We start from the raw sequence: 23,501 nt of genomic DNA on the forward strand, positions 1-23,501 counted from the left end.
GCGGTGGATATCGCCACAAGGCGCCGGGACCATGGTGCTTGATCCCGGCGCCTCAGCTAGCTTGTTGCTGTTGTGGTCATCGGCTTACTTTTCGGCCCACTCCCAGAAGTTCCACCAGATGCCCGTCTGATTGGGCATGTACTTCACACCGGTGATGCGGTCGCTGTACGCGTCCACACCAATGGACTGGAACAGCGGGAGACCGTACGCGGCGGCCCAGATCTTCTGGTCAATCTGCCTGGTGAGCTCGTCCTGCTTGCCGCGGTCGGTCGTGACAATCAGTTCGTCCATCAGCTTGTCGGCCTCCGGATCGGAGAACTTGTTGAAGTTGGAACCGTTGCCCGTACGGAAGATCTGCGGTACGCCGGAGACGCCGACGCCCGGGTTGATCCAGCCGAAGATAGAGGCGTCGTAGCCGCCCTTGCCGAGCGCCTTGCCCCAGTCGGAGGCGCCAAGGCCGCCGTCGACGATCTTGAAGCCTGCCTTGGTCGCGGATTCACGGATCAGCGAGAAGGCGTCCACGCGGTTCGGGTTGTCCTTGTTGTACATGATGCGGATTTGCGGAGTCTTGCCGGCGAGCAGCTGCTTGGCGCCGTCAATGTCCACATCCTGGTAGGCAGCAGAACCGTTTTCCTTCACAGAGTCGGCGTAGGCGGGCTGCGCGGGAACGAAGAGCTGTGAATCCAGCGGCTTTGCTTCCGGTTCCAGCTTCTTGATGATCTTGTCCACAATATCCTTGCGGGGAACCGTCTTCATGAACGCTTCGCGCACATTCTTTTCCGCGAAGACGCCATAGAAGTTCAGGTCAACGTGGTCGTAGGAAAGCTGGTTGCCCTGCTCCACTGTTACGCCCTGGCTCTCGAGCGCCTTGAGCTGTTCAAGGGTGTCGGCGGACGCCTGCGGGGCGATGATGTCAGCCTCGCCATTTTTCAGCGCCTGGACCTGTGCCGGTGCGGAACCGATGTAGCGGACGGTGATCTCGTCGAGCTTGGCTTCAGGGCCCCAGTTGTAGTCCTTGTTCTTGACCATGGTCAGGGACTGGTCCTGGTTCACGCTTTTGACGATGAACGGACCGTTGGAGAGGAACAGGCTCGGGTCGCTCGGCAGGGTCTTGGAGTCGAATCCGGTGTTCCAGAGGTCGGCCATGGCTTTGAGCTTGCTGTCTACAGGCTTCGGGGCCTTGGCATCACCGCGCGGCATGCCCTTGAGGTGGTCGATGAACTCCTGCGTGTCGGCCATGCCGGCCTTCTTCGCCAGAACGTGGGCGGGGATGTCGATCCCGGGGCCGCCGAGGGCGATCTCCCAGTCGGCGAACGGCTTGGAGTACTTCAAAGTCATGGAACGGTTATTGTCACCGATTTCCGGGAAGTCGGTGAGTGCGAGGCCCGTTGGGTCGCCGGCGTACGAGAAGTAGGACGTTCCGGCCTTTCCTTCCGCGTCGGCGTCGTTGTAGTACCCCGAGAAAGCGGCCCACTGCAGGAGCAGGTCCGCTGCGGTGACCGGTGTGCCGTCAGACCATTTGACGCCTTCGTTGATGGTGTATTTGACCGTGAGGGGATCGTCAGAGGTCTTTTCCATCTTGCCGAACTTCTCATTGCGGACGATGTTGAGTTGGTTGTCGATGTAGTAGAAGCCGGAGTGGGTCGCGTAGCTGACCTTGGAGTTGATGTCAGTATTGCCGTCCGCCGTGTTGGGGTTGAACGTGTTGAATGCGTTCACCTCGACAACGGTGGCGGTTCCCCCCTGCTTGCCCGCTGCGTCGCTGGTCGGGGTTGTCCCGGTGTTGGTGTTTGCGCAGGCGCTGAGTGCCAGCGCCGCAGCCGCGGCGACGCCTACTGCTTTGGAAATACGACCGAATCGCATTCCGCCTCCTATGTCTGTTTAAGTGTGGAAAAGACCGCCGCTGTGTAGACGCCGGCCAAAACGCCACATCCCCCCAGTGAGCATGTGGCATGTCTCACATGGGAAGTAGCCTAGACCCGAAGGCATGGCTGGCGGACAGAAAGTTGTCCCTCAGTAAAGGTTGTTATCGAGATGCAACCTAGCAGGAACTGCGGGGCGTTCCGCGGCAGTCTTTGCCGGGTTGGTTTGGGTGCCCGGTTATCCATGCCAATCACAACGAAAGCCCCAAGCCACGGGATCAGGGCTTTTGATTGTTAATCCTCAATCACTGAACAGCAGGCGCGGCCACCCTTGATGTCCAAGCGGGATGCGCGCTCTTATTGATCCGAGGTCCTCCAGCGAAGTCCTCTAGGCTGAGGACACCGGAACGGGATCCGGCAGCGTGTAATGGAAGGCTCGCACAATGACCTGGAACAGCCCCCTCAACCCGCAGCCATAACTCTGGCACGACGTAGCCAAACCGGTAGTCAAACTGGATAGTCGGATCCGCCTGAGTAGGCGAGTGCCCGTGCCGGGGAAAGACAAGTACTGAGTACTGATGTCTTGATATCCACCCCTCATTTACATTCGGGCTATGGGTGAAGACCGAGAGGACCGCGGAAGTGCCGGCATTCCTGTGCCTGTCGTGATGGGCTGCCGAGGGATGCTGCCAGCGGCGATGTTCGGTTTCAAGGACGGTGTGGCCTGGGTGGCTGACGACGTGTTCGTGACTCGTTATAAAGGCGGGATCCTGCTGGTCGAGCGATGGGATGGGCGGAGTGTGAGGTCTGCCGTTCTCCGTCCAGACGGCGAGGGTTTCCTCCGCGCACTGTGGGTGGCGCTCAACGCAGTTGCAGTGAACGGTGCTCCCGAATAGAGCAGTAGAAGTGCCTATATGCTCCGTTTCAGCCCGACGTGGGCCGTCCGATATCCGAGTCGCGTGTAGAAGGCTCGAGCCCGTTCCCGTGCTTCGTCGGTGGTCACCTGTGCCAGTTGCGCCCCACGCGCACGCCCAAAATTGTGTGCCCACTCAAGCATCGCGGTCCCCAAGCCATGTGAACGTTCCGCGGCCGCAACTCGCAGTCCCTCGATCTGTAGTCGCGAAGAACCACCCCGGGAAAGACCTGGAATGACGGTCAATTGCATCGTGGCAACGATGCGATCGGCACCATTGCGGACAACCCCCAGATAGTTGGAACTGTCGCGAACAACCACGTTGTAGGCTGCCTCGTATCGTTCGAGCTCGACGCACTCACGATCGCGGCCGAACTGATCATCAGACAGCAGCGCGGCGATGGCCTCAACATCATCGCGACTCGCCCGTTCCAGTCTGAAAGTCCGGCCCGCCACCCGCAGCAGTCCTCGAACCGAGGATCGCGCATCTGCCTGCAAACGGGCGACCAGCAGATCAAGCCATCCGCCGACGTTGGCTCGAGCCTCAACGGTGTCGGGATAACGGCATCTCAAGTGCAGACCGGACTCGTCCAGGATGAACCAAAGCATGACGCTGTCGGTGTCGATTGTCGCGCTCACATAATGGGCGTCGAGTCCGACGGAGTCGATTCGCACCGGCAGTCTACGTAGGTCCAGCCAGGAGATCGCGAACATACCAGGAGCTACGGGCATGCCGCCCCATTGAGCCAGCACGTCTGCGAGCGGCCACGAGCCAAGTTGCACAGCCTCTTTTACCGCGGCCGCCGCAGCGCGTGGCTCAGCGACCGCCGACTCAAGTACCGAATTAGTAATGAACCAGCCGACTGAGTCATGCCAGTTGTCGCCGACGCGGCTGTGCACGGGAAAGACGGCTCGAAGCGGGGTTCCCGCCAACTCGCGGGTCACCGCAGTCATCGCAACAACAGCGAGTGCGAGCGTTGAGACACCGTAGTCGCGGGCCTGGGCAGCAAATGCGGCACCGTCGTCGAGATCGAACACATCGCGCACTTCTACACGCTCGCGCTGCGGGTCGGGAGCACCCAGGGTCAGTGGGAATTGCGGCATTACGCCGCCGCTGTCCCTGATGATGTCTTCCCATCGGTGACGCACGTGGTCCGGTGCCGCCTCCCGATCCAACAGTGCTTGCGTGTGTTCAACAAATGCCGGCGCTGGCCCGGGCAACAGTTCACGGCCAGCCCTCCCAGCATCGAGCGCCGACAGCAGGTCGCGCGCGATCACCAGCATCGACCACATATCGACGTGGGCGTGGTCGGCCGCAATCACAACGGTGAGTCCAGCAGCAGTCTCCAATACGCAGAGCCGGTGTGAGGGCTTTTGGTATGGCGAACATGCGGCATCGAGAATCTCCCGCACCGCGTCATTGACGGCCTGACCAGGAGACACCTGATGCTCGACCCAGGCTCCCGGACCAATCTCAATTTCGTGAAGTTCCGGATCGCCATCCGCGCCGGGCACGAATGCCGTTCGCAGTGTGCCATGACGGGCGACGACAGCCAGCCAGGCATCGGCAATTGCCTCAAGACGAGTTGGTGTAGGCAGCCGAAAAGACAATGCCATCCAGGAGCCGGGGCGGTCGCCTGCCCCCACATGGAGCCGCTGGTCAAAGGACGCTGGAAGACGTCGGTCGAGCGCAGACACACTGACGTCGTAGCCCCAAACTCGTCCGAACGGTAGGCGCAGGTGCGAGACGTTGGTCAGCCGCATGGCAGTATCCTAACGCCCCAGATAGCCTGAATGCTCCACGCGGCCGCTCGAGGTGACGCGGTCAGTCACGAAACGAGGAGCCCAATGCCCGCTTTCGAGGTTCCCGGAGCCGAGCTTGCGGTTGCTTTGAGCGACGAAGGTGGACACCCAGTTGTCCAACTGCACGGCCTGACCTCAAGCCGCGCGCACGATCGCGTGCTCAACCTCGACCTCGGTCGAGGGCTTAGTGGAACTCGACTGCTGCGGTATGACGCACGCGGCCATGGCCGGTCGACGGGGCGGAAGGTCCCTGAGGACTATCAATGGCAAAGCCTCGCCGACGACCTCCTGCGACTGCTCGATCACTGGTTCCCGGGCGAACGTGTCCACGGAGTTGGTCCATCCATGGGTACCGGCACACTCTTGCACGCCGCTTCGCGCGAGCCAGACCGCTTTACCGGGCTCACGCTTATGGTGCCACCAACCGCGTGGGAAACCCGACGTGCACAGGCTGCAAACTACCGAGTTGCAGCGGCGCTTATCGAGTCTGTTGGTGTCGAGGCATTCCTCGCCACCATCCGCGGAGCAACACAGCCGCCAGCCACAATTGGTGCGCCGGAGACGGCGCCCGACGTCGCCGAGGCCCTATTGCCGTCGTTGTTTCGAGGCGCGGCACTCAGTGATCTGCCTGCCCCTGAGGCCCTCGCCCGAATCGACGCACCGACGACAATCCTGGCGTGGATTGATGATCCGGGCCACCCGCTGTCAACCGCGGAATCCCTTGCCGCACTGCTCCCGCAAGCAACGCTGACGGTCGCCCGCACACCAGGAGATGTCGAAACCTGGCCTAATATTCTGCGCGAAGCTGTCGCCCGTCCGGGCTAACCGACAATTCGCTCGACTATATGCTCATCGTCAAGCGGGAACTGAATTAGACATTGAAGCGGAACGTACCTTATCTACTCGTGCAATGTTGGACGGTGCTGTCAGCCTTGATTTACAGGGGTTCTAGTGGTTGGTAGGGATTGGCCCATTTCGCCCGTTTGCGGACTTCTTGCGGACTCTCTGCGGACTGAGAGCGACGCCCCCCGGGCCAGGGCTGAGCGGTTTTGCCTTCGGGGAGGAAGCCGGGGAGCCTCTTGCCCCACCAGATCGGGCGCCGCTCGGGCGGGCACTGGTGGTATTCGATAATGTCCCACTCGGAGGCGGTGAGGCGGCGGGCGTTGTCTTTGGGGGGCCATGCCATGTGCGTGTGGCCCCCCAAAGACAAGCCAGCGGGCGAGGATGAGCATGTGAGTCCAGCGCATCGCTTCGCCCTAGACCTTGACGGTCCCGCCGTCCTTGAACGGAACGGCCGCCTCAACCCGCGGCCATTGCCGGTACTCCCAGAGTGCACGTCTTCCGGGTCGCCCTCGAGCTTCGGTGTCAGGTAGTCATACTCGACGCCGGCAAGAGTGGAAGTGGGCATGGCCCTAATATATCCGCGCCGCTTCCCGCGTACCCATCATTAGGGGGCCTCCCTCTGTCACTCCCAAGGTTTTTCCAAGGTCTCAACCCAAGCATTTACCCTACCGGGTGGCACTTAGTCGCATCCCGACGCCTTGAATCGTGGCGGAGTGAACGTTTCCGTCAGTGCATTTCGCTGTGCACATTTTTCTACATGCCATCCCGAGGCATTCCTTTCCCGATGACAGAAGGGTCATCATGCGATTTATTCTTCGATCCCTAATCCCATTGGCCTTGCTCCTGGGGTTTCTCATTCCAGCGACGGCCGCTACCGCCGCACCAGCGCAGAACTTTCGCGAAGAGACGCTCGCATTCGCCATCAACGATTGCAACGATGAGCCAGTCTTCATGGAAGGGACGTACCGTCAGGTGTCCAAAACCCAGAAGGATGGGAAAACTGTTTACACGGACACACTTCATGCCAAGGGCGTGGGCACCCAGGGCAACGAGTACGTCCTGAACGGCACAAGCCATTTCCGGACGAACGTTCCCGAATTCGACAACGTTTCATCTTTCACGTTGATCAGCAAGGGATCAGCTCCCAACCTGATCATTCATGCCCGTCTCAGCTCGAACCATCCCCCCGTCATCACGGGCGGATGCAGGGGTTAAGTCCACAGGAGCATAGGCGCAGCGATCATGAACGCCGGCCCCATCAGTAGATGGCCCGCCTGACGGTCCTCGAGCAGAAAAGGGACACCGCATAGGCTCAACGCAGGAGACCCCCGCCAGCTTGGTTAGCTGACGGGGGTTTCTTTGTACGCTGCCACTCAGAGCACCAGCACGGGGCCACCTCGGCGCGCGCCGTCGCGTCAGGCGTTGGACTGCAAGCCGTGCAGCGCGTTCGTGCAGCCCACAAACGAGGAAATGTCCGAGATGACGTTCATCCGTGTCCAGGAAATGCGGTCTCGCCTATGTGCTTCTGCCGTGCCGCGTCCACGGCCTCATCCAAGACCGGCCCTGAAGCAGCGGGCCGACAGCGTCCTCAAGCGAAGTTACATCGACAGCATCAATTCCCGATTGATGAGGAAAATGTCAAGCATTCAGAAGCGTGAGAACGGATCCTGGCGTGCCCGATACCGCGACGATACCGGCAAGGAGCACGCCAGGCCCATCGCGCGGAAGATAGACGCTCAGAAGTGGCTCGACGGCGTAACCGCGTCAGTCACGACTGGAACATATGTGGATCCCAAGTCCGGCAGGGTCACGTTGATCTCAGCGACAAATATGGGCTGACGGTACGACTAGGGCCATGAGTCTGGCCGTACCTCATGCTCGTTCGCTGATGTGGAGTTCCGCAGCCTGAAATGCGCACACGTTGAGTCATGGGTAAAGAAGATGACTGTTGACGGCCTCGCTGCCGGCACCATCAAAACACGCTTCAACAACGTCAGGTCAGTGTTGCGTCAGGTCAGTGTTGCGGGGAGCACGGAATGACCGGATGCTCGCGACGGATCCGGCTGACGGGGTTACACTCCCCCGTGCGCGGAAGAGTGAGCACGCAATGGTCATCCCATCCCCCAGCGAGGCGGCTCCTGACGACTTCTGAGGACTGGTTCCGTCCGTTCATAGCCATGTGCGCGTTTGCCGGGCTAAGGCTCTTTAAGGCCACGACGACGCTCAACACGTGCGCACACGTCCGGCCCACCGCGGAAGACCGCACAAGGGCCGCTGCGCGGGCCATGATGGACGATGCACTCAGCATTCTTGCGGACCCTGTGCGGACTGGCCTAGCTGATCCCTTTGTTTGCAGGGGAAAACAGGCAACATCACACGTTAAACCGGAACTCGACCACGTCGCCGCAGTTACGCCCCTTACGGGCGCTGTCAGGATCATCGCTACCCGATCAGGCAGACCATCCCGCGCCCCTCATCGGCGAGATTCGTGGCGAAGACCCGTGCCCGTCGAAGATAGCCAACGGCATACTCGACGTCAAGGTCCCGATCGACATACGGCGAAACCGGCAACCGCAGCCTCACCTCCCCGTCAGAGACATCATCCAAGTCCTGAGCAATCGCCAAAACCTCGGACGGTGTGAGGGCCCGTACCCACGGCTCCCAAACTTCGCCACGCATGGTCACGTTGCCTTCAAACATACGAAAAGCGGGTCGCGCCGCCACGCCCGCCCGCAATGGGGCAGTGAGAACCCGCAGATGCCGCCACGCCTTGTCCAGGTAGAGCATGTCGCGCTCAGATATCAATTGCTCGAAGGTGGTACGACTGGTCCCGACACCAGGTTCAAGGCCCCAAGCATCAGCAAGCGGATCGACCGACACGACGCTCGTCGGGTCGGAAAGCACCTGTTCAGTGACGTCGCCGTCGAATGCATATGCGTAATATCTGATTCCCATTCACCAAGTATTGCCACGGGGCAAGCTGCGCAGGACGGCCGCGTTGCGTTATGTGGATAACTCGCGAGATGAACTTTACTGGCTCGCTGTTTGAGACCTGACGAGTGTGGGGTGGGGCCCCATCGCTGGCCTGCGCGTGATTACACGGGCTGGCCCGAGGACGCCCTCCGCATCGAAAGCAGTTGGGTACGACCGATCTGCATGTCTATGACCAGCCGCACCGAGCTGTTCACGCGACCTTGAGAGGCGTGATGGCCGCGATCTGCTCGGCCGCACGATCTTCGGCACGGTCGAGATCGTAATGCGTCTGCAGGTTGAGCCAGAACTGAGCCGACGTTCCAAAATACTTGCCGAGACGCAGTGCAGTGTCGGCTGTGATCGCACGCTTGCCATGCACTATCTCATTGATTCGGCGCGGCGGCACATGGATCGCCACGGCGAGCTTGTTCTGCGTGATGCCAAAACCCTCAATGAAATCCTCCATGAGAACTTCACCTGGGTGAATCGGCGCAAGATAGTCAATGGTGGTCAACGATCTCCACCTCCTCTGGTCCAGCGCCCGTCCACCTAAAGCAGATCCGCCACTGGTCGTTGATCCTGATGCTGTATTGACCAGCCCGGTCACCTTTCAGCGCTTCGAGCCGGTTCCCCGGTGGAACGCGGAGATCCTCGATCGACTCCGCGGACCCCACCTGGCGAAGCTTGCGGAGGGCGGACCGAAGGATCCGTGAATCCATCGAAGCCACATGCTCACGACGCCACAGTCGTTCGGTGTCTTTGCTCCCGAACGACCTGATCACGGCATCAGGATATAACGCACAGCGTTAATAACGCTAGACGTTAAACCTGAATTCCACGACGTCGCCGTCGGCCATCACGTATTCCTTGCCTTCGATGCGGACCTTGCCGCGGGACTTCGCCTCGGACATGGATCCCGCGTCGATGAGGTCTTCGAAGGAGACGACTTCGGCCTTGATGAAACCACGCTGGAAGTCGGAGTGGATTACTCCTGCCGCCTGCGGGGCGGTGTCCCCCCGGTGGATGGTCCAGGCCCTGGCCTCTTTGGGACCTGCCGTCAGATACGTCTGCAGCCCCAGCGTATGGAAGCCCACCCGCGCCAGCTGATCGAGACCCGACTCGTCCTGGCCGTTCATCTCAAGCATTTCGCGGGCTTCGGCCTCGTCCAGCTCCACGAGGTCGGACTCCAGCTTGGCGTCGAGGAAGATGCAGTCAGCGGGCGCAACCATGGCGCGCAGCTCGGCCTGCTTCTCAGGGCTGCCGAGGATGGCTTCGTCGGCGTTGAAGACGTAGATAAAGGGCTTGGCCGTAAGGAGGCCAAGCTCCTTGAGATGCTCCATCTCCAGCTTGTCGGTCTTGATGGAGGAGTAAATGGTGTCGCCGCGCTCCAGGACCGCCTGCGCGGCCTTGATGGCAGCGAGCTCAGCGGCCTCCCGCTTCTTGATCTTGACCTCTTTTTCGATCCGGGGAATGGCCTTCTCGATGGTCTGCAGGTCTGCGAGGATCAGTTCGGTGTTGATGGTTTCCATGTCCGAACGGGGGTCGACTTTGCCGTCGACGTGGATGACGTCGGGGTCGTCGAAGACGCGCACCACTTCGGCGATGGCTTCCGCTTCGCGGATGTTGGCGAGGAACTGATTGCCCAGCCCTTCTCCTTCGGATGCGCCCTTGACGATGCCGGCGATGTCGACGAAGGAGACCGCTGCGGGCAGCACGCGCTGGGATCCGAAGATCCCGGCGAGCTTCTGGAGCCGCGGGTCGGGCAGGTTCACGACGCCGATGTTCGGTTCGATGGTGGCGAACGGGTAGTTCGCCGCCAGCACCTGGTTGCGGGTCAGTGCGTTGAAAAGAGTTGATTTGCCGACGTTGGGCAGTCCGACGATGCCAATAGTAAGAGCCACGGACATTGATTCTACCCGTTGCACCGGCGCCGGCTGCTACCGGCCCGGTCTCCAGGCGTCACCACCCTGCACGCGGCCCGGTTCTGTCAGGGCGCGGCTGGCCGGGGCGCCGCTGCCTTCGGCAAAAATGTCGCACCTGCATGCCACAGTGAAGGCATGGATTCTTTTGCAGTCATTCTGGCCCTCCTGATGCTGTTGCTCGGCGCCCTCGCCGGGGCGGCCTTCGCCTACACGGTGCTGCGCCGCCGCACCGCGGCGCTGGAAGCGGATTTCGACGGCGTTTCGGCGCGGCTCTCGGCGGTCACCGCCCAATATGCTGCTGCCGAAGCCGAGCGGAAGCTGCTCGCCGTGCAGAACCGGGAACTGGGCGAATCACGCCAGCAGGACGGCAGTGTCCTGCGGGCCCTGGCGCCGGTCGCCGAAAAGCTGACGGCCGTTCAGCAGCAGGTTTCCCTGCTGGAACGTGACCGGCTGGAGCAGTACGGGCAACTGGCACAGCAGCTGCAGGAGGCCAGGCTTTCGGATGAACAGCTGATGAGGTCCACGCATGCCCTCGAAGCGGCGCTGCGTTCGAACAGCGCCCGCGGCCAATGGGGTGAAGTCCAGTTGCGGCGGGTCGTTGAGGCCTCCGGGATGCTGCGCCATGTCGATTTCCACGAGCAACTTCACAGCGCGGGAACTGACGCATCGGTCCGTCCGGACCTCGTGGTGCAGCTGCCCGGTGACAAGCAGCTGGTGGTGGACGCCAAAGTGCCGCTGTCCGCTTATCTTGAGGCCCAGGATCTTGGCCACACCGACAGGGACACAGCCGGGAGCCGGTCAAACCAGCAGGTCCTGCTGGCTGCGCACGCCAAGGCGCTCAAGTCCCACGTTGATGCCCTCAGCAACAAGAAGTACTGGGACATATCGGGCAACTCCCCGGAGCTGGTCATTTGCTTCCTGCCGGCTGAGTCCATCCTCGCGGCCGCGCTCTCTGCCGATCCCGGGCTCCTGGACCATGCGCTGTCCAGGAACGTGGTCCTGGCCTCGCCCGGCACACTGCTCGCCGTCCTCAAATCCGTCGCGTTCACCTGGCGGCAGGACGTGCTGACCGACAGTGCCCGCGAACTGTTCGAACTGGCCCGGCAGCTCTACGAACGGATGGGAACCCTCGGGGAAAATGTCAGCAAGCTGGGGTCCTCGCTGAAAACCTCGGTGGACCGGTACAACTCCATGGTGGGCACGTTGGAAGCACGGATCCTCCCCACGGCGCGGAAGCTCAATGCCCTCGACGCCACCGGGCTTGCCACACCTCCCGCGGTCCAGGTCACCGCCCGCGCCGTATCCGCTCCCGAGCTGCAGGCACGGGAACGGTCAGCGGCTACAACAGAGGAGGCATCGGAAGAGGACGCCGCGTAGGCCTCACCCTTCCGGCCTGCCGGGCTGGGTTGAACGCCTGCCGGCTAGTTTGAGCGCCTGCCGCCGAGGGCCCGGGAGACGTCGCCGGCTTCCTTGAGGGTTGCGCGCAGTTCCTTGGGCAACGAGAAGAGCAGGTCCTCTTCGGCGGTGACGACTTCCTCGACGCTGCCGTAGCCGTAATCGGCCAGCAGGCGGAGAACGTCCTTGACCAGCACCTCGGGAACGGAGGCACCGGACGTGACGCCGACAGTGGCCACGCCTTCGAACCAGGCCTCGTCCACCTCGTTGGCGAAGTCGACGCGGTAGGAAGCCTTTGCCCCATACTCGAGCGCGACCTCAACCAGGCGCACCGAGTTGGAAGAGTTGGCCGAACCGACCACGATCACGAGGTCCGCCTGGGGTGCGATCTTCTTGATGGCCACCTGGCGGTTCGTGGTGGCGTAGCAGATGTCATCACTGGGCGGGTCCTGCAGCGTCGGGAAGCGCTCCTTGAGCAGGCGGACTGTTTCCATGGTTTCGTCGACGCTCAGTGTGGTCTGCGACAGCCAGATGACTTTTTCCGGATCCCGGACGGTCACCTTGTCCACCTCATGCGGACCGTTGATGATCTGGATGTGCTCCGGTGCTTCCCCGGCGGTGCCCTCCACTTCCTCATGGCCGTCATGGCCGATCAGGAGGATATCGAAGTCGTCCTTCGCGAAACGGACGGCTTCCTTGTGGACCTTCGTCACCAGGGGGCAGGTGGCATCGATCGTGCGCAAGCCGCGGTCGCCCGCGGACTGGACGACGGCCGGTGACACGCCGTGGGCAGAGAAGATGACAAGGGCGCCTTCGGGCACCTCATCGGTTTCGTCCACGAAGATGGCGCCCTGCTCTTCAAGGGAGCTCACGACGTGCACGTTGTGGACAATTTGCTTGCGGACATACACCGGAGGCCCATAGTGCTCCAGGGCCTTCTCCACCGCGATGACGGCACGGTCCACACCCGCGCAGTACCCGCGGGGGGCCGCCAGCAGGACCTTCTTGGGGCCGGATACCGGTGCGGCTGCCGACACTTCCTCGGGCGAACGCCGCCGGCGCGGGACAGTTGGCATCGAAAGGGAGACTGCTGAGGAGGTCATTTCTCCATGCTACCGGGTGTGGCAGCGCGTCCCCGCAGCCCGGCCGGCCGGCCCAAAATCCTATGGTCCGGGCACTATCCCCGGAGTCCTTCAGCGCTTTCGGGCAGCGCCGCCAAGAAGACCGAACACGAGGCCCGCGCCCAGCAGCACGGCCCCGGTGACCGCGCCGGCCTGGATCCAGGACCCGAATCCGTTTGCCGAGGCTGCCACGAATTCCCGCTTAAAGAGGTCTGCCACCTCGTTGCCGCTCGCTGTGCCCATGACCGCGTCGGTTGCCCAGCGGGATCCCAGGCTCCACAGGCCGGCCAGCCCGAGGCCTCCAATCCCCGTGCCCACCAGCACTGACCAACGCCGCCGGGCCGCCACAAGGGCAAGGAGGAAGGCGATGCCTGCCCCGATAGCCAGGCTGTAGCCAACCGGAGCGTAGGCGGCGACCTGCTCGATGAGCTGGCGCTGGCTGGACTGGCCAACGGTCAGCAGAGTCTGCTCCGGGGCTTCCAACGGCACCCCGAGATGCTCGGAGATCTGCTTGGCCGCGAGGGCCACAAGCGGCGCCACATCCAGGGTGATGGAGGTCGCGGCCTCAGTTTCGGAGGTGCTGCCGCCCGCCGCGGCAAAGTTGAGCCGGTGGCTCTTCCGCAAGGTTTCTTCCCAGGCAGCGGGGTAGCCCGGAAGTCCGGTGAGCGACGCGGCAGCCGATTCCAGCAACGGCCGGACGGCCTCGGCCAAGGGGCCGGGTACCGCTCCCCCGGTGTCGATTCCGCCCACGGCTGCGGCGGCAAGCCGGTTCTGAAATGTAGGATCCTTGCCCAAAGGAGCGGCCAGGGCAACAAAGCCCTCCTCCTGCACGATGTTGCGGTCCACCCACATGGCCGGGACGGCAACTGCGGCCAGAAGCAGGCCAAGGACAACGGCCAAGGCCGAAACAAAAGAACGCAAGGGATTCCTAGCTGGTTGGGGGTTCCTGGCGGGTCGATGGGACACAGCCATCCTAGGGGCGCGGCCGCATGAGCAAAAAATGTCGCCACCCGGTGATAAAGCTATGGATAGAGTTGATTAACCCACCGCGACGGCAAAGGACAGCCACTCATGCAACAGGGCAACGCCTCCATCCGGGCTGCACATGGCTGAAAATGCCACCGTGCCGGCCGCCGGGCGCACAACGGTCCCTCCCACCGCCGCAGACACCAGCCCGGACAACCCGTGGCCGCTGCAGTTGCTGTCCCAAAAACTCAAGGCCCATATCGAACGGGCTCCGGCGGCGTGGGTCGAAGGCCAGGTCATCGAACTGAACCGCCGTGGCACCAGCGCCTTCCTGACGCTCAGGGACGTCGACGCGGAGATTTCACTGCCGGCTTCCGTCTGGTCGAAGATCCTGGACCGCCAGGAGACCCCGCTCGAGCGCGGCAGCCGCGTGGTTGCCTTGCTCAAGGCCGAATTCTGGCTGAAGACCGGACGCCTGAACATGTCCGTCAAGGACATCCGCCCGGTAGGCCTGGGCGACCTCCTCGCCCGGATCGAGAGGCTGCGCCACGCGCTCGCCGCCGAAGGCCTCTTCGCCGAATCCCGGAAGAAACGGCTGCCGCTGCTGCCCCACCGCATCGGCCTCATCACCGGCCGGGACTCTGACGCCAAGAAGGACGTCCTCCGCAACGCAGCGTTGCGGTGGCCCGCCGTCGAGTTCGAAGTCCGGGAGGTGGCCGTTCAGGGAAACACCGCGGTGAGCCAAATTGTCGGGGCGCTGAAGGAACTCGACTCCCGGTCCGACGTCGACGTCATCGTCATTGCACGCGGAGGGGGCGCTCTGGAGGACCTCCTGCCCTTCAGTAACGAGGAACTGATCCGTGCCGTCGCCGGTGCCGTCACCCCGGTGGTGAGTGCCATCGGGCACGAGGCGGACCGGCCCATCCTGGACGACGTCGCCGACCTTCGCGCTTCCACGCCCACGGATGCCGCCAAGCGGATCGTTCCGGAAGTCTCGGAGGAGCTCGCCCGGGTCCGGCAGGCCGAGGCGCAGCTGCACCGCTCGGTCTCCCAGCTTGTCGCCAGGGAATCTGACCGCCTCGCCGCCCTGCGTTCCCGACCCGCCCTCGCCTCACCGGAAGGCATGGTCACTGCGCGGGAGGAGGATGTGGAACGGCTGTCCCGCCGCTCCACTGCGGCGATCAGCGCGGCTGTCACCAGGGCAGCGGACCAGCTCGCCCACCTCCAGGCCCAGGTCAGAGCGCTGTCTCCGCAGCAAACCCTGGACCGCGGCTACGCCGTGGTCCAACTCGCCGAAGCCAGCGGGGCGGCAGCGGGGACAGTGGTGCGCCACCCCTCGCAGGTTCCGCCCGCCACGGAACTTTCCGTCCGGGTAGCGGGCGGGCGGTTCGGTGCGACGTCGACCGGCGCCCGCCAGCCCGCCGGCACCTGATACATGACCGAGAAACCACCCAGTTCAACAAATACGACAGGTGAAACTGACATGACGGACCAGACCAACGATGCCGCACCCGAAACTGCAGCGCAGGCACCCCTGCCGGCAGACATCGAGGCGCTGAGCTACGAGGAAGCACGGGAGCAGCTGGTGGGCGTGGTATCCCGGCTCGAAGCCGGCGGGACAAGCCTTGAAGATTCACTCGCCCTCTGGGAACGGGGCGAAGCCCTTGCCCGGCGCTGCGAAGAATGGCTGGAGGGCGCACGGAAGAGGCTGGCGGCTGCCCGCAAGGTCAGCTGAGGCAGCAGCATTAGCAGCCGTCCCGTCCGTTAGGACCTTTCAACCAGGCGGCGTTCGGCGTCCACGTCGAAGTCGGCTTTGGGCCACTCGAGCTGAAGCTCGTCGAGCGCCTCCAGAAGCAACTGCTGCACCGCAATCCGCGCGTACCATTTCTTGCTGGCAGGCACGACGTACCACGGGGCATGGTCCGAGTTGGTGGCATCGAATGCCGCCTGGTATGCAGCCATGTAGTCTTCCCAGAATGCGCGTTGCTTGAGGTCTCCGGTGTTGTACTTCCAGTGCTTGGCCGGATTATGCAGCCGGGCCAGGAGCCGCTCCTTCTGCTCCTCGTTGCTGATGTGAAGCATGACCTTGATGACCTTCGTGCCCACGGCAACCTGCCTGGCTTCGAACTCGTTGATGGCCGCGTAGCGGCGTTCAAGCTCCTTCGGGTCTGCCCAGCGGTGAACCCGGTGGATCAGGACGTCCTCGTAGTGAGACCGGTCAAAGACGCCCACCATGCCGGCGGCGGGAACTTCCTTTTCGATGCGCCAGAGAAAGTCGTAGGCCTTTTCCTCAGGCGTGGGTGCCTTGAAGGACTTGAACTGGACGCCCTGCGGATCCATGGCGCCCAATACGTGCTTGACGATTCCGCCCTTGCCGGCGGTATCCATTCCCTGCAGGATCAGCAGAACCCGCTGGGTGCCGCCAAATTTCGACTCCGCAAACAGCTTCTCCTGAAGTTCCGCGAGCTTGTCGTCGAGGTCCTTAAGGAGGGTCTCGCCGTCGGCCTTGTTCCCGGGATAACCCGGGGTGGTATTAGGGTCAACATCCGCCAGCTTGAAGCCCTTGCCGACCCTCAGGGATCCGGAGGGGAACTTCGTGAAATCCACGACGCCGGTCATGTTGGCCTCTTTCCACAGTTGTGTGTGGAAACAGGCTAGTTCCCCTGATACCGGCTGAGGAAGTCTCCCATACGGCCAATTGCCTCTTCGATGTCCTTCACATTTGGCAGGGTGACCATCCTGAAGTGGTCCGGCCGCACCCAGTTGAAGGCCCGGCCATGGGACACCAGGATTTTCTGTTCCTTCAGCAGGTCCAGGACGAACTTCTCGTCATCGCGGATGTGGAAAAAATCGGGGTCCAGCTTCGGGAAAAGGTACAGGGCGCCCCTTGCCTGCTGGGTGCTCACTCCGGGGATGGCGTTCAGCATGTCGTAGGCCTTGTTCCGCTGCTCCAGCAGTCGCCCGCCAGGCAGAATGAGGTCGTTGATGCTCTGGTAGCCGCCCAGCGCGGTCTGGATGGCATGCTGCGCCGGCACATTGGCACAGAGCCTCATGTTGGCGAGCAGGTTGATGCCTTCGAGATAGTCGGAGGCGTCCTTCTTCGGACCGGAGATGGCCATCCACCCTGCCCGGTAGCCGCACACGCGGTAGGCCTTGGACAGGCCGCTGAAGGTCAGGCACAGGACGTCGTCGCCGGTGAGGCCGGCCATGTTCACGTGGACGGCGTCCTCGTACAGGATCTTTTCGTAGATCTCGTCGGCGAAGAGCACCAGACCGTGCTTCTCCGCCAGGGCCACGATCTTCCGGAGTGTGCTTTCCGGGTAGACGGCACCTGTCGGGTTGTTCGGGTTGATGACCACGATGCCTTTGGTGCGCGGGGTGATCTTGGCTTCCAGGTCCTCCAGGTCCGGCTGCCAGCCCGATTCCTCGTCGCACAGGTAGTGGACGGGACGTCCACCGGCGAGGGCCACAGAAGCCGTCCACAGCGGGTAGTCGGGGGTGGGGATCAGGATCTCATCGCCCTCTTCGAGCAGAGCCATGAGCGACATGGTGATGAGCTCACTCACGCCGTTGCCCAGGTAGATGTCGTCCACGTCGATGTTCTGGATGCCGCGGGTCTGGTAGTACTGCGAAACCGCGGTGCGGGCCGAGAAAATGCCGCGGGAGTCGCTGTAGCCCTGGGCATGCGGCAGGTGGCGGATCATGTCCACCAGGATCGCGTCCGGCGCTTCAAAGCCGAAGGGCGCTGGGTTTCCGATGTTCAGTTTGAGGATGCGGTGACCCTCTGCCTCCATCTGCTGGGCGGCCTGAAGAATCGGTCCACGGATGTCGTAAAGGACATTATGAAGCTTGGTGGACTGCTTGAATTCTGCCATCCATCAAATATGCCATATGCGGGATGTGCTTCCGGGGAGACGTGGCTCACACACGACGGCGGCTGCCGGCTTCGCAGGGAAGCCCGGCAGCCGCCGTCGTAGTTCAGTTCTTGAGTGCGGGCGGCTTGCCTACTTGACGATGCCCTTGTCCTTGAGCCAGGCCGCGGCCGCATCCTTGGCATTCTGCTTCTGTGTGCCGCTGACTGCACGGTTGAGGTTGATGAGGTCTTCGGTCGTCAGAATCCGGGACACCCCGTTCAGGGCCTCCCTGGCCTTGTCCGTCATCTTGGCGCTGTTATACAGGGGCAGCACCTGCTGGGCCTTGAAGTTGTTCTTGGGGTCTTCCAGGACCACAAGGTCGTTGTCGGCGATCGACGGGGTTGTCGTGTAGATGTCGGCCACCTGCACTTCATCCGTCAGGAGTGCCTGCAGGGTCAGGTTGCCGCCGCCGTCGTTGAACGGTTTGAGCGCCTTGAGTTCGCAGTTGTAGTTCTTCTTGAGCCCTGGGAACCCATAGGCGCGCGTTTCGAACGTGGCCGGTGCGGCCATCGTGAAGTCCTTGCAGACCTTGGCCAGGTCCTCGATGGATTTCAGCTGGTGTTTCTCGGCCGTTGCCTTGGTCACCACCATGGCATCCTTGGACTCGGCCTTGGCCGCCTCCAGCACCCCGAGGCCCTCGGGCAGCTTCTCCGGCAGTGCCTTGTATACGTCCTCCGCGGCGACTTCCGGTGCCTCGGGGTCCACGTGCGAGAGCAAGTTCCCTGAGTAGTCCGGCACGACGTCCACGGAGCCGTCCTGTACAGCCTTGAAGTAGATTTCGCGGGAGCCGATGTTGGGCTTGGTGGTGGTGGTGATGCCGGCCGCGTTCAGTGCCCCGGCGTAGATTTCGGCAATGACCTGGCTTTCGGGGAAGTCGGCAGAACCGACAACCAGGGAGCCACCACCTGTCGCACCGCCTGCGGTGGTGGTCGGTGACGTCAGCGGATCGCCGCCGCCGCAGGCCGAGAGCGCCAGGGCCATGCCAACACCTGCGGCAAGGCCGCCCAGGCCGCGGCGGGTGACGGTCGTGCGGATCGGGTCCTTCATGGGGTACCTCCTTGAACAGCGGCCGTCGCGGGTGCGGCAGCCGAGCGTGTGGTGGCGGCCTGGCGGCCGCCCTTGGGACCGGTGGCCAGTCCGGGGGAAACCAGCAGCCTCTGCGCCGCTGCAAGCACGAGGTCGACGGCGATCGCCAGGCCGGCGATCAGCAGCGAACCGGCCAGCATCCGGGGGAAGTCCTGGAGGACCAGGCCGTCGAAGAGGTACCGCCCGAGTCCCCCGAGCGGCAGATACGCCACGACTGATACCGTGGCGATCACCTGCAGCACGGCTGTCCGGATGCCCCCGAACATCACCTGGAGACCGTTGGGCAGCTCCACCCGGAAGAGGATCTGCAGTTCCTTCATGCCCATGGCGCGCGCGGCGTCCACAACTGCCGGGTCGACGCTGGAGATCCCGGCATACGTGCCTGCGAGCAGCGGCGGGACCGTGAGGATCACCAGCGCCCATACCGGCGGCATGAGGCCGCTGCCGGCGATGAGCGCGAAGAGCACCAGCAGGCCCAGCGTGGGCAGGGCCCGCAGCGCTCCTGCCACGGCCACTGCCGCAACCCTCCCCCGCCCGGTGTGGCCGATGTAGAGCCCGACCGGCACGGCGATCGCCGCGGCGATGACCAGGACGAGGCCGCTGTACTGCAGGTGCTCAAGCAGCCTGTTGGCGATGCCTGAGGTCCCCGTCCAGTGGCTTGGATCGGCGAGCCAGGCAAAGGTTTCGGTGAAGATACTCATGACCGGGCCCCCGCATGGATCTGTGTCTCGGCAATGTACTCCGCGCCCGTCACCGGCTCCGCGCGGGAGGGCGCAGCCGATACCCGGGTCCACGGCGTGAGCAGCCGCTCCAGGAGGACCAGGACGGCATCCATCAGGAGTGCCAGCAGGAGAATCGCAACGATCCCCACCACCACCTCCGTGACGAAGGTCCGCTGCAGCCCGTCCGTGAAGAGGATCCCCAGGTTTCCCACGCCCAGCAGTGCGGCAACGCTCACCAGCGAGATGTTGCTGACGGACACCACCCGCAGGCCGGCGAACAGGACGGGAAGGGAGAGAGGCAGATCGATGGACAGGAAGCGTGCCGCGGGCTTGTAGCCCATGGCCACGGCCGCCTGCCGCAGGTCGTCATCGACCGAATCGAAGGCGTCCATGGCCGCCCGCACCAGCAACGCCACAGCGTAGATCGTCAGGGCAACGATGACATTCAGCGGGTCCAGGATCCTCGTGCCCAGCAGGGGCGGCAGGATGATGAAGAGTGCCAGCGACGGGATCGTGTACAGCAGCGACGTCAGGGTGGTCACGAGGGACCTGAGTACAGGGTGGCGCCGCGAGACCTGGGCCAGCGGAATGGAAATCAGCAGCCCCAAAACCATAGGCACCAGGGCAAGGACCAGGTGCTGGCCCGCCCGCTCGAAGACGATGCCGCTGTTCGCCAGGAACCAGTCCATCAGAGGGCGTCCTGGCGGATCCGGCGGGCGGATTCGATGACAGCGAGCACTTCCGCCGCCTCGATCACGCCCGCGACCCTGCCCTCGCTGTCCAGCGCCACGCCCAGCCCAGACGGCGAAGACAGGGCGGAATCCAGCGCACGGCGCAGCGTATCCCCGGGCCGGAACAGCGAGCCTCCCGGGATGAGTTCGGAACCGGAGCCGGGGCCTTCCCAGCCCAGGGGACGGGACTCCGCGTCCAGGACGAGGCGCCAGCCGCCGGCGTTTCCCGTCATGCCGGCGTGGGCATCTTCGCCGCGGGTGACGGTCGCCACCGGCCGGATGGTCACGCCGTCGGCCGCCGTAAACCCAAGGTGCCGGAACCCGCGGTCGCGGCCCACGAAGGATGCCACGAACTCACTGGCCGGCGCGCGGAGGATTTCCTCCGGTGTGGCGTACTGGGCGAGCTTGCCGCCGACGGCGAAGACCGCCACCTTGTCCCCCAGCACGGTGGCCTCGTCGATGTCATGGGTGACAAAGACAATCGTCTTGGCCAGATCGCGCTGCAGCCTCAGCAGTTCCCGCTGGAGCTCGTCGCGGACCACGGGATCCACTGCGCTGAAGGGTTCATCCATGAGCAGCACCGGCGGATCGGCAGCCAGGGCACGGGCCACCCCGACCCGCTGCTGCTGCCCGCCGGAGAGCTGGGACGGGTAGCGCTTCCCAAGCGCGGCAGCCAGCCCGACGACGTCGAGCAGTTCTTCGGCGCGCCTCCGCGCGTCCGCCTTGGAGACGCCGTTCAGGCGCGGCACCGTGGCGATGTTGTCCAGCACCGAGCGGTGCGGCATGAGGCCGGAGGACTGCATGACATAGCCCATGGACCGCCGAAGCTCCGCCGCCGGCACAGACGTGACATCCTTGCCGTCCACGGTGATGGTCCCCCTGGTGGGCTCAACCATCCTGTTGATCATGCGCAGGGAGGTGGTCTTTCCGCAGCCCGAGGGTCCGACGAACACCGTGATGGAGCCTTTGTCGATGGTCATGCTCAGGTTGTCCACCGCCGGCTGTCCACCTTGATACTGCTTGGTGACGCTAGCGAACTCAATCATGGCTTCGGCCATTCCCGGGCTTACCTAACTGTTGTCAGCAACATCGGACAAGCGAGCTGATCATAAGCACGCTGAATTTTGGGTGTAAAGCGCACTTTGACAAAGCGTAACCAGTGCCCGCGGGAAAGTAACCGCACACGCCCATACCGTAACCATTCGGAGACAACCGCCCGCCGGATGGGTCTCCGACCGAAACCGGCAGGCTAGCCGTTTCTGTACCGTTCCGCCGCGCGCTGGGTCCTGCCCGCTACCGCCACTTTCTGGTGCCATTCGCGCTGGTAAGCCCGCCGGGCCGCAGCGTCGTGACGCCGGTTCAGGGCGGCACGTTCGCGCTGCAGCTTGAGATAGCTGGCCCACCGCCTGGTGTCCAGGGTTTCGTCGGCGAGCGCGGCCTGGACGGCACAGCCCGGTTCACGGTCGTGGGCGCAGTCGGAGAACCGGCACTGCCGGAACAGCTCCTCAAGATCGCCGAACATTTCGCCCATGCCCTCGTCGGCGTCGAACAGCCCAAAACCACGCACTCCTGGCGTGTCCATGAGCACCGCGCCGCCCGGCAGTGGCACCAGCTCCCGGGACGTGGTGGTGTGCCGTCCTCTGCCGTCAGCTGCCCGAACCTCTCCCGTGGATTGGACCTCCCTGCCGGCGAGTGCGTTGATGAGCGTGGACTTGCCGGCGCCGGAGGGCCCCAGCAGCACGAGGGTCCCTCCCCTGGGCACGTGGGCGAACAACTCGTCCAGGCCGTCCCCCTGCTCGGCGGATGTGGTCACCACGTCGACTCCGGCCGCCTGCAGGATCACCTTCCCGACGACGTCATCCGCGAGGTTGGCGAGGTCGGCTTTCGTGATGATCACCAGCGGTGTGGCACCTGAATCCCATGCCGCAACGAGGGTCCGTTCCAGCCGGTTGTGGGTCAGTGGCCGGTCGACCGGAACCACCACGCCCACCACGTCGATGTTGGCGCCCAGAACCTGCGCCTCGGAGGACGCGTCGAACGCCCGTTTGCGGCTCAGCTCGGACGTGCGCGGAAGCACTGCGACGACGGCCGGCTCACCGGCGGCGTTGTGCCCGAGCCAGACCCAGTCGCCGCTGGCAGGCACGGGCGGCGAGGCCGGATACGGCACGCGCGCCAGGCCGTCCGCTGTGGCGACGAGAAGGCGGTTGCGGTCAACCCTGACGACCCGGGCAGGCATTTGCCCGCCGGTTACCGGGTGGGCCGTGAAATGCGCGGCCGTGGAAGCCGTGAAACCGTACTCGGCTGGTCCCCGCAGGTGTGCGGTGCCGGGCTTGTGGCTGGACTGGTTGGTTTCGGAAATTGCGTTGTTTTCGGCCACTGCAGGGCCGGAAGGATTGTTCACTGTGGACCTCTGGGTGGGGCCCCTGGGCACCACGCTGGCCATCCCCCTACGAGCATGTATCGGGGCGGCGGCTGAGGATTAGGCGGTGCCGAATCGCGGGGCAGGATTAATGAAGGAGTCTTTGCTTATGCGCTCCGGGCACAGGAAAGCTGCAATCATCAGGTCCACCTCCCCGCTGCGTCTCATGCCGGATACCCTATCCGGTCGCTCCCAACAGGATAGCCAGCGGGTCTTTGCTTGGCTAGGAAATTCCGGTGCTTGGCTAGGAAAAAGGCTTAGCCGAGCTTGCCGTTGACGGGCCGCTCGCTGAACAGCCGCAGCGCCGCATCCACCAGCGAGACGCGGTTCAGGGAGCCCACTTCATCCAGCGGGATCCAGGCAGCGTGGGTGGTGGTGCCGTCCACCTCGTGAGTGAGTTCCCCGCCGGTGATCCTTGCCTCGTACACGAGCCGGAGCGCCTGGAAGTCCCGGTCGATGCCGTCCAGCCGTGACCCTGAGGGCCAGTGGCCGACGTCGATCCCCAGCATGGCGCCGATCTCGGCGTGGTAGCCCGTTTCCTCGAAGATCTCCCGGACGCATCCGTCCACCGGATGTTCGGCGAGGTCCAGCCCGCCCCCTGGAAGCGTCCACCCCTCCTTGCCGTCCTGTTTCCAGTACGCCAGCAGAATGGCGTCGTCGCGGAGGATCACGGCGTATGCCGCGGGGCGGGTGTCGAAGAGAACGCTCATGAATCCAGCCTAGCCCGGGCACCCTCGAGGAAGCCTCGGCAGCAGCGGAGCGTGCCATGGCCCAGGGAGCGGGCCGGGCTGCCCGCGGTCTCCCGCTACTGTTGTTCGCCCAGTGCTGTTC

Annotated in this window: 23 protein-coding genes; 7 read left to right on the forward strand and 16 right to left on the reverse strand. The window is 63.6% G+C overall.

Annotated elements, in window-relative coordinates; genetic code table 11:
* Positions 1–84: 84 nt before the first annotated feature.
* A complete protein-coding gene (locus tag AC6CH3_RS20660) occupies positions 85–1,863 on the reverse strand; it encodes an ABC transporter family substrate-binding protein (RefSeq protein ID WP_498134197.1) in 1,779 nt (592 codons plus the stop codon).
* 613 nt (positions 1,864–2,476) lie between these two features.
* Here AC6CH3_RS20660 and AC6CH3_RS20665 point away from each other — a divergent pair.
* A complete protein-coding gene (locus tag AC6CH3_RS20665; RefSeq protein WP_498134198.1) occupies positions 2,477–2,758 on the forward strand; it encodes a hypothetical protein in 282 nt (93 codons plus the stop codon).
* 14 nt (positions 2,759–2,772) lie between these two features.
* Here the strand turns inward: AC6CH3_RS20665 and AC6CH3_RS20670 are convergent, their stop codons facing one another.
* Entirely contained in the window at positions 2,773–4,539 is a 1,767-nt protein-coding gene (locus AC6CH3_RS20670) for a GNAT family N-acetyltransferase (protein WP_498134199.1), read from the reverse strand.
* Positions 4,540–4,623: 84 nt separating this feature from the next.
* On the opposite strand from AC6CH3_RS20670, the gene AC6CH3_RS20675 reads away from it, so the two are divergent.
* From AC6CH3_RS20675 to AC6CH3_RS20685, 3 genes are all read left to right on the forward strand, one after another.
* Positions 4,624–5,403, forward strand: a complete 780-nt coding sequence (locus AC6CH3_RS20675) for an alpha/beta fold hydrolase (RefSeq protein WP_498134200.1) — start codon at positions 4,624–4,626, stop codon at positions 5,401–5,403.
* 819 nt (positions 5,404–6,222) lie between these two features.
* Positions 6,223–6,636, forward strand: a complete 414-nt coding sequence (locus AC6CH3_RS20680) for a hypothetical protein (RefSeq protein WP_498134201.1) — start codon at positions 6,223–6,225, stop codon at positions 6,634–6,636.
* Positions 6,637–7,362: 726 nt separating this feature from the next.
* Positions 7,363–7,461, forward strand: a complete 99-nt coding sequence (locus AC6CH3_RS20685; protein WP_498134202.1) for a hypothetical protein — start codon at positions 7,363–7,365, stop codon at positions 7,459–7,461.
* Between the two features lie 402 nt (positions 7,462–7,863).
* Here the strand turns inward: AC6CH3_RS20685 and AC6CH3_RS20690 are convergent, their stop codons facing one another.
* From AC6CH3_RS20690 to ychF, 4 genes are all read right to left on the reverse strand, one after another.
* Positions 7,864–8,376 carry a hypothetical protein gene (locus AC6CH3_RS20690; RefSeq protein WP_498134203.1) on the reverse strand — a complete coding sequence of 171 codons (513 nt, stop codon included), beginning with the start codon at positions 8,374–8,376 and terminating at the stop codon, positions 7,864–7,866.
* A 229-nt stretch (positions 8,377–8,605) separates the two neighbouring features.
* Positions 8,606–8,908: a HigA family addiction module antitoxin gene (locus AC6CH3_RS20695; RefSeq protein ID WP_498134204.1), complete on the reverse strand. Its 303-nt coding sequence runs from the start codon at positions 8,906–8,908 to the stop codon at positions 8,606–8,608.
* A complete protein-coding gene (locus AC6CH3_RS20700; protein WP_498134205.1) occupies positions 8,895–9,176 on the reverse strand; it encodes a type II toxin-antitoxin system RelE/ParE family toxin in 282 nt (93 codons plus the stop codon). Before AC6CH3_RS20700 ends, AC6CH3_RS20695 begins: the two co-directional genes overlap by 14 nt.
* Before the next feature lie 33 nt (positions 9,177–9,209).
* Positions 9,210–10,295: a redox-regulated ATPase YchF gene (ychF, locus tag AC6CH3_RS20705; RefSeq protein ID WP_498134206.1), complete on the reverse strand. Its 1,086-nt coding sequence runs from the start codon at positions 10,293–10,295 to the stop codon at positions 9,210–9,212.
* Between the two features lie 156 nt (positions 10,296–10,451).
* Here ychF and AC6CH3_RS20710 point away from each other — a divergent pair, with 156 nt between their 5' ends.
* Complete coding sequence (locus tag AC6CH3_RS20710; RefSeq protein ID WP_498134207.1) at positions 10,452–11,693, forward strand: DNA recombination protein RmuC; 1,242 nt, start codon at positions 10,452–10,454, stop codon at positions 11,691–11,693.
* A gap of 44 nt (positions 11,694–11,737) precedes the next feature.
* Here AC6CH3_RS20710 and AC6CH3_RS20715 read toward each other — a convergent pair whose 3' ends face one another.
* Entirely contained in the window at positions 11,738–12,814 is a 1,077-nt protein-coding gene (locus AC6CH3_RS20715; RefSeq protein ID WP_498134208.1) for a 4-hydroxy-3-methylbut-2-enyl diphosphate reductase, read from the reverse strand.
* Between the two features lie 90 nt (positions 12,815–12,904).
* Complete coding sequence (locus tag AC6CH3_RS20720; RefSeq protein WP_498134209.1) at positions 12,905–13,753, reverse strand: hypothetical protein; 849 nt, start codon at positions 13,751–13,753, stop codon at positions 12,905–12,907.
* Positions 13,754–13,937: 184 nt separating this feature from the next.
* Between AC6CH3_RS20720 and xseA the strand changes: the two genes are divergently transcribed.
* Together xseA and AC6CH3_RS20730 are read left to right on the forward strand one after the other, a co-directional pair.
* Positions 13,938–15,230, forward strand: a complete 1,293-nt coding sequence (xseA, locus tag AC6CH3_RS20725) for an exodeoxyribonuclease VII large subunit (RefSeq protein ID WP_498134210.1) — start codon at positions 13,938–13,940, stop codon at positions 15,228–15,230.
* Positions 15,231–15,281: 51 nt separating this feature from the next.
* The gene (locus AC6CH3_RS20730; protein ID WP_400578813.1) at positions 15,282–15,533 is read left to right on the forward strand and encodes an exodeoxyribonuclease VII small subunit; all 252 of its coding nucleotides are present in this window, start codon (positions 15,282–15,284) and stop codon (positions 15,531–15,533) included.
* Between the two features lie 29 nt (positions 15,534–15,562).
* On the opposite strand, the gene AC6CH3_RS20735 is transcribed toward AC6CH3_RS20730, so the two are convergent.
* The 8 genes from AC6CH3_RS20735 to AC6CH3_RS20770 form a co-directional block, all read right to left on the reverse strand.
* Positions 15,563–16,417 carry a polyphosphate kinase 2 family protein gene (locus AC6CH3_RS20735; RefSeq protein ID WP_498134211.1) on the reverse strand — a complete coding sequence of 285 codons (855 nt, stop codon included), beginning with the start codon at positions 16,415–16,417 and terminating at the stop codon, positions 15,563–15,565.
* A gap of 35 nt (positions 16,418–16,452) precedes the next feature.
* The gene (locus tag AC6CH3_RS20740; protein ID WP_498134212.1) at positions 16,453–17,673 is read right to left on the reverse strand and encodes a pyridoxal phosphate-dependent aminotransferase; all 1,221 of its coding nucleotides are present in this window, start codon (positions 17,671–17,673) and stop codon (positions 16,453–16,455) included.
* A 129-nt stretch (positions 17,674–17,802) separates the two neighbouring features.
* Entirely contained in the window at positions 17,803–18,759 is a 957-nt protein-coding gene (locus AC6CH3_RS20745) for an ABC transporter substrate-binding protein (protein ID WP_498134213.1), read from the reverse strand.
* Positions 18,756–19,499 carry an ABC transporter permease gene (locus tag AC6CH3_RS20750; protein ID WP_498134214.1) on the reverse strand — a complete coding sequence of 248 codons (744 nt, stop codon included), beginning with the start codon at positions 19,497–19,499 and terminating at the stop codon, positions 18,756–18,758. Before AC6CH3_RS20750 ends, AC6CH3_RS20745 begins: the two co-directional genes overlap by 4 nt.
* Positions 19,496–20,209, reverse strand: coding sequence for an ABC transporter permease (locus AC6CH3_RS20755; RefSeq protein ID WP_498134215.1), 714 nt, complete (start codon positions 20,207–20,209; stop codon positions 19,496–19,498). Before AC6CH3_RS20755 ends, AC6CH3_RS20750 begins: the two co-directional genes overlap by 4 nt.
* Positions 20,209–21,309 (reverse strand): ABC transporter ATP-binding protein, encoded by a 1,101-nt coding sequence (locus AC6CH3_RS20760; RefSeq protein ID WP_498134216.1) that lies wholly within the window; start codon positions 21,307–21,309, stop codon positions 20,209–20,211. The genes AC6CH3_RS20755 and AC6CH3_RS20760 overlap by 1 nt, the downstream gene beginning before the upstream one ends.
* Positions 21,310–21,500: 191 nt before the next feature.
* Positions 21,501–22,610: a ribosome small subunit-dependent GTPase A gene (gene rsgA, locus AC6CH3_RS20765; protein WP_498134219.1), complete on the reverse strand. Its 1,110-nt coding sequence runs from the start codon at positions 22,608–22,610 to the stop codon at positions 21,501–21,503.
* 317 nt (positions 22,611–22,927) lie between these two features.
* Entirely contained in the window at positions 22,928–23,380 is a 453-nt protein-coding gene (locus AC6CH3_RS20770; RefSeq protein ID WP_498134217.1) for an NUDIX hydrolase, read from the reverse strand.
* Between the last annotated feature and the right edge of the window lie 121 nt (positions 23,381–23,501).

Source organism: Arthrobacter sp. GQ119, from assembly GCF_059759125.1.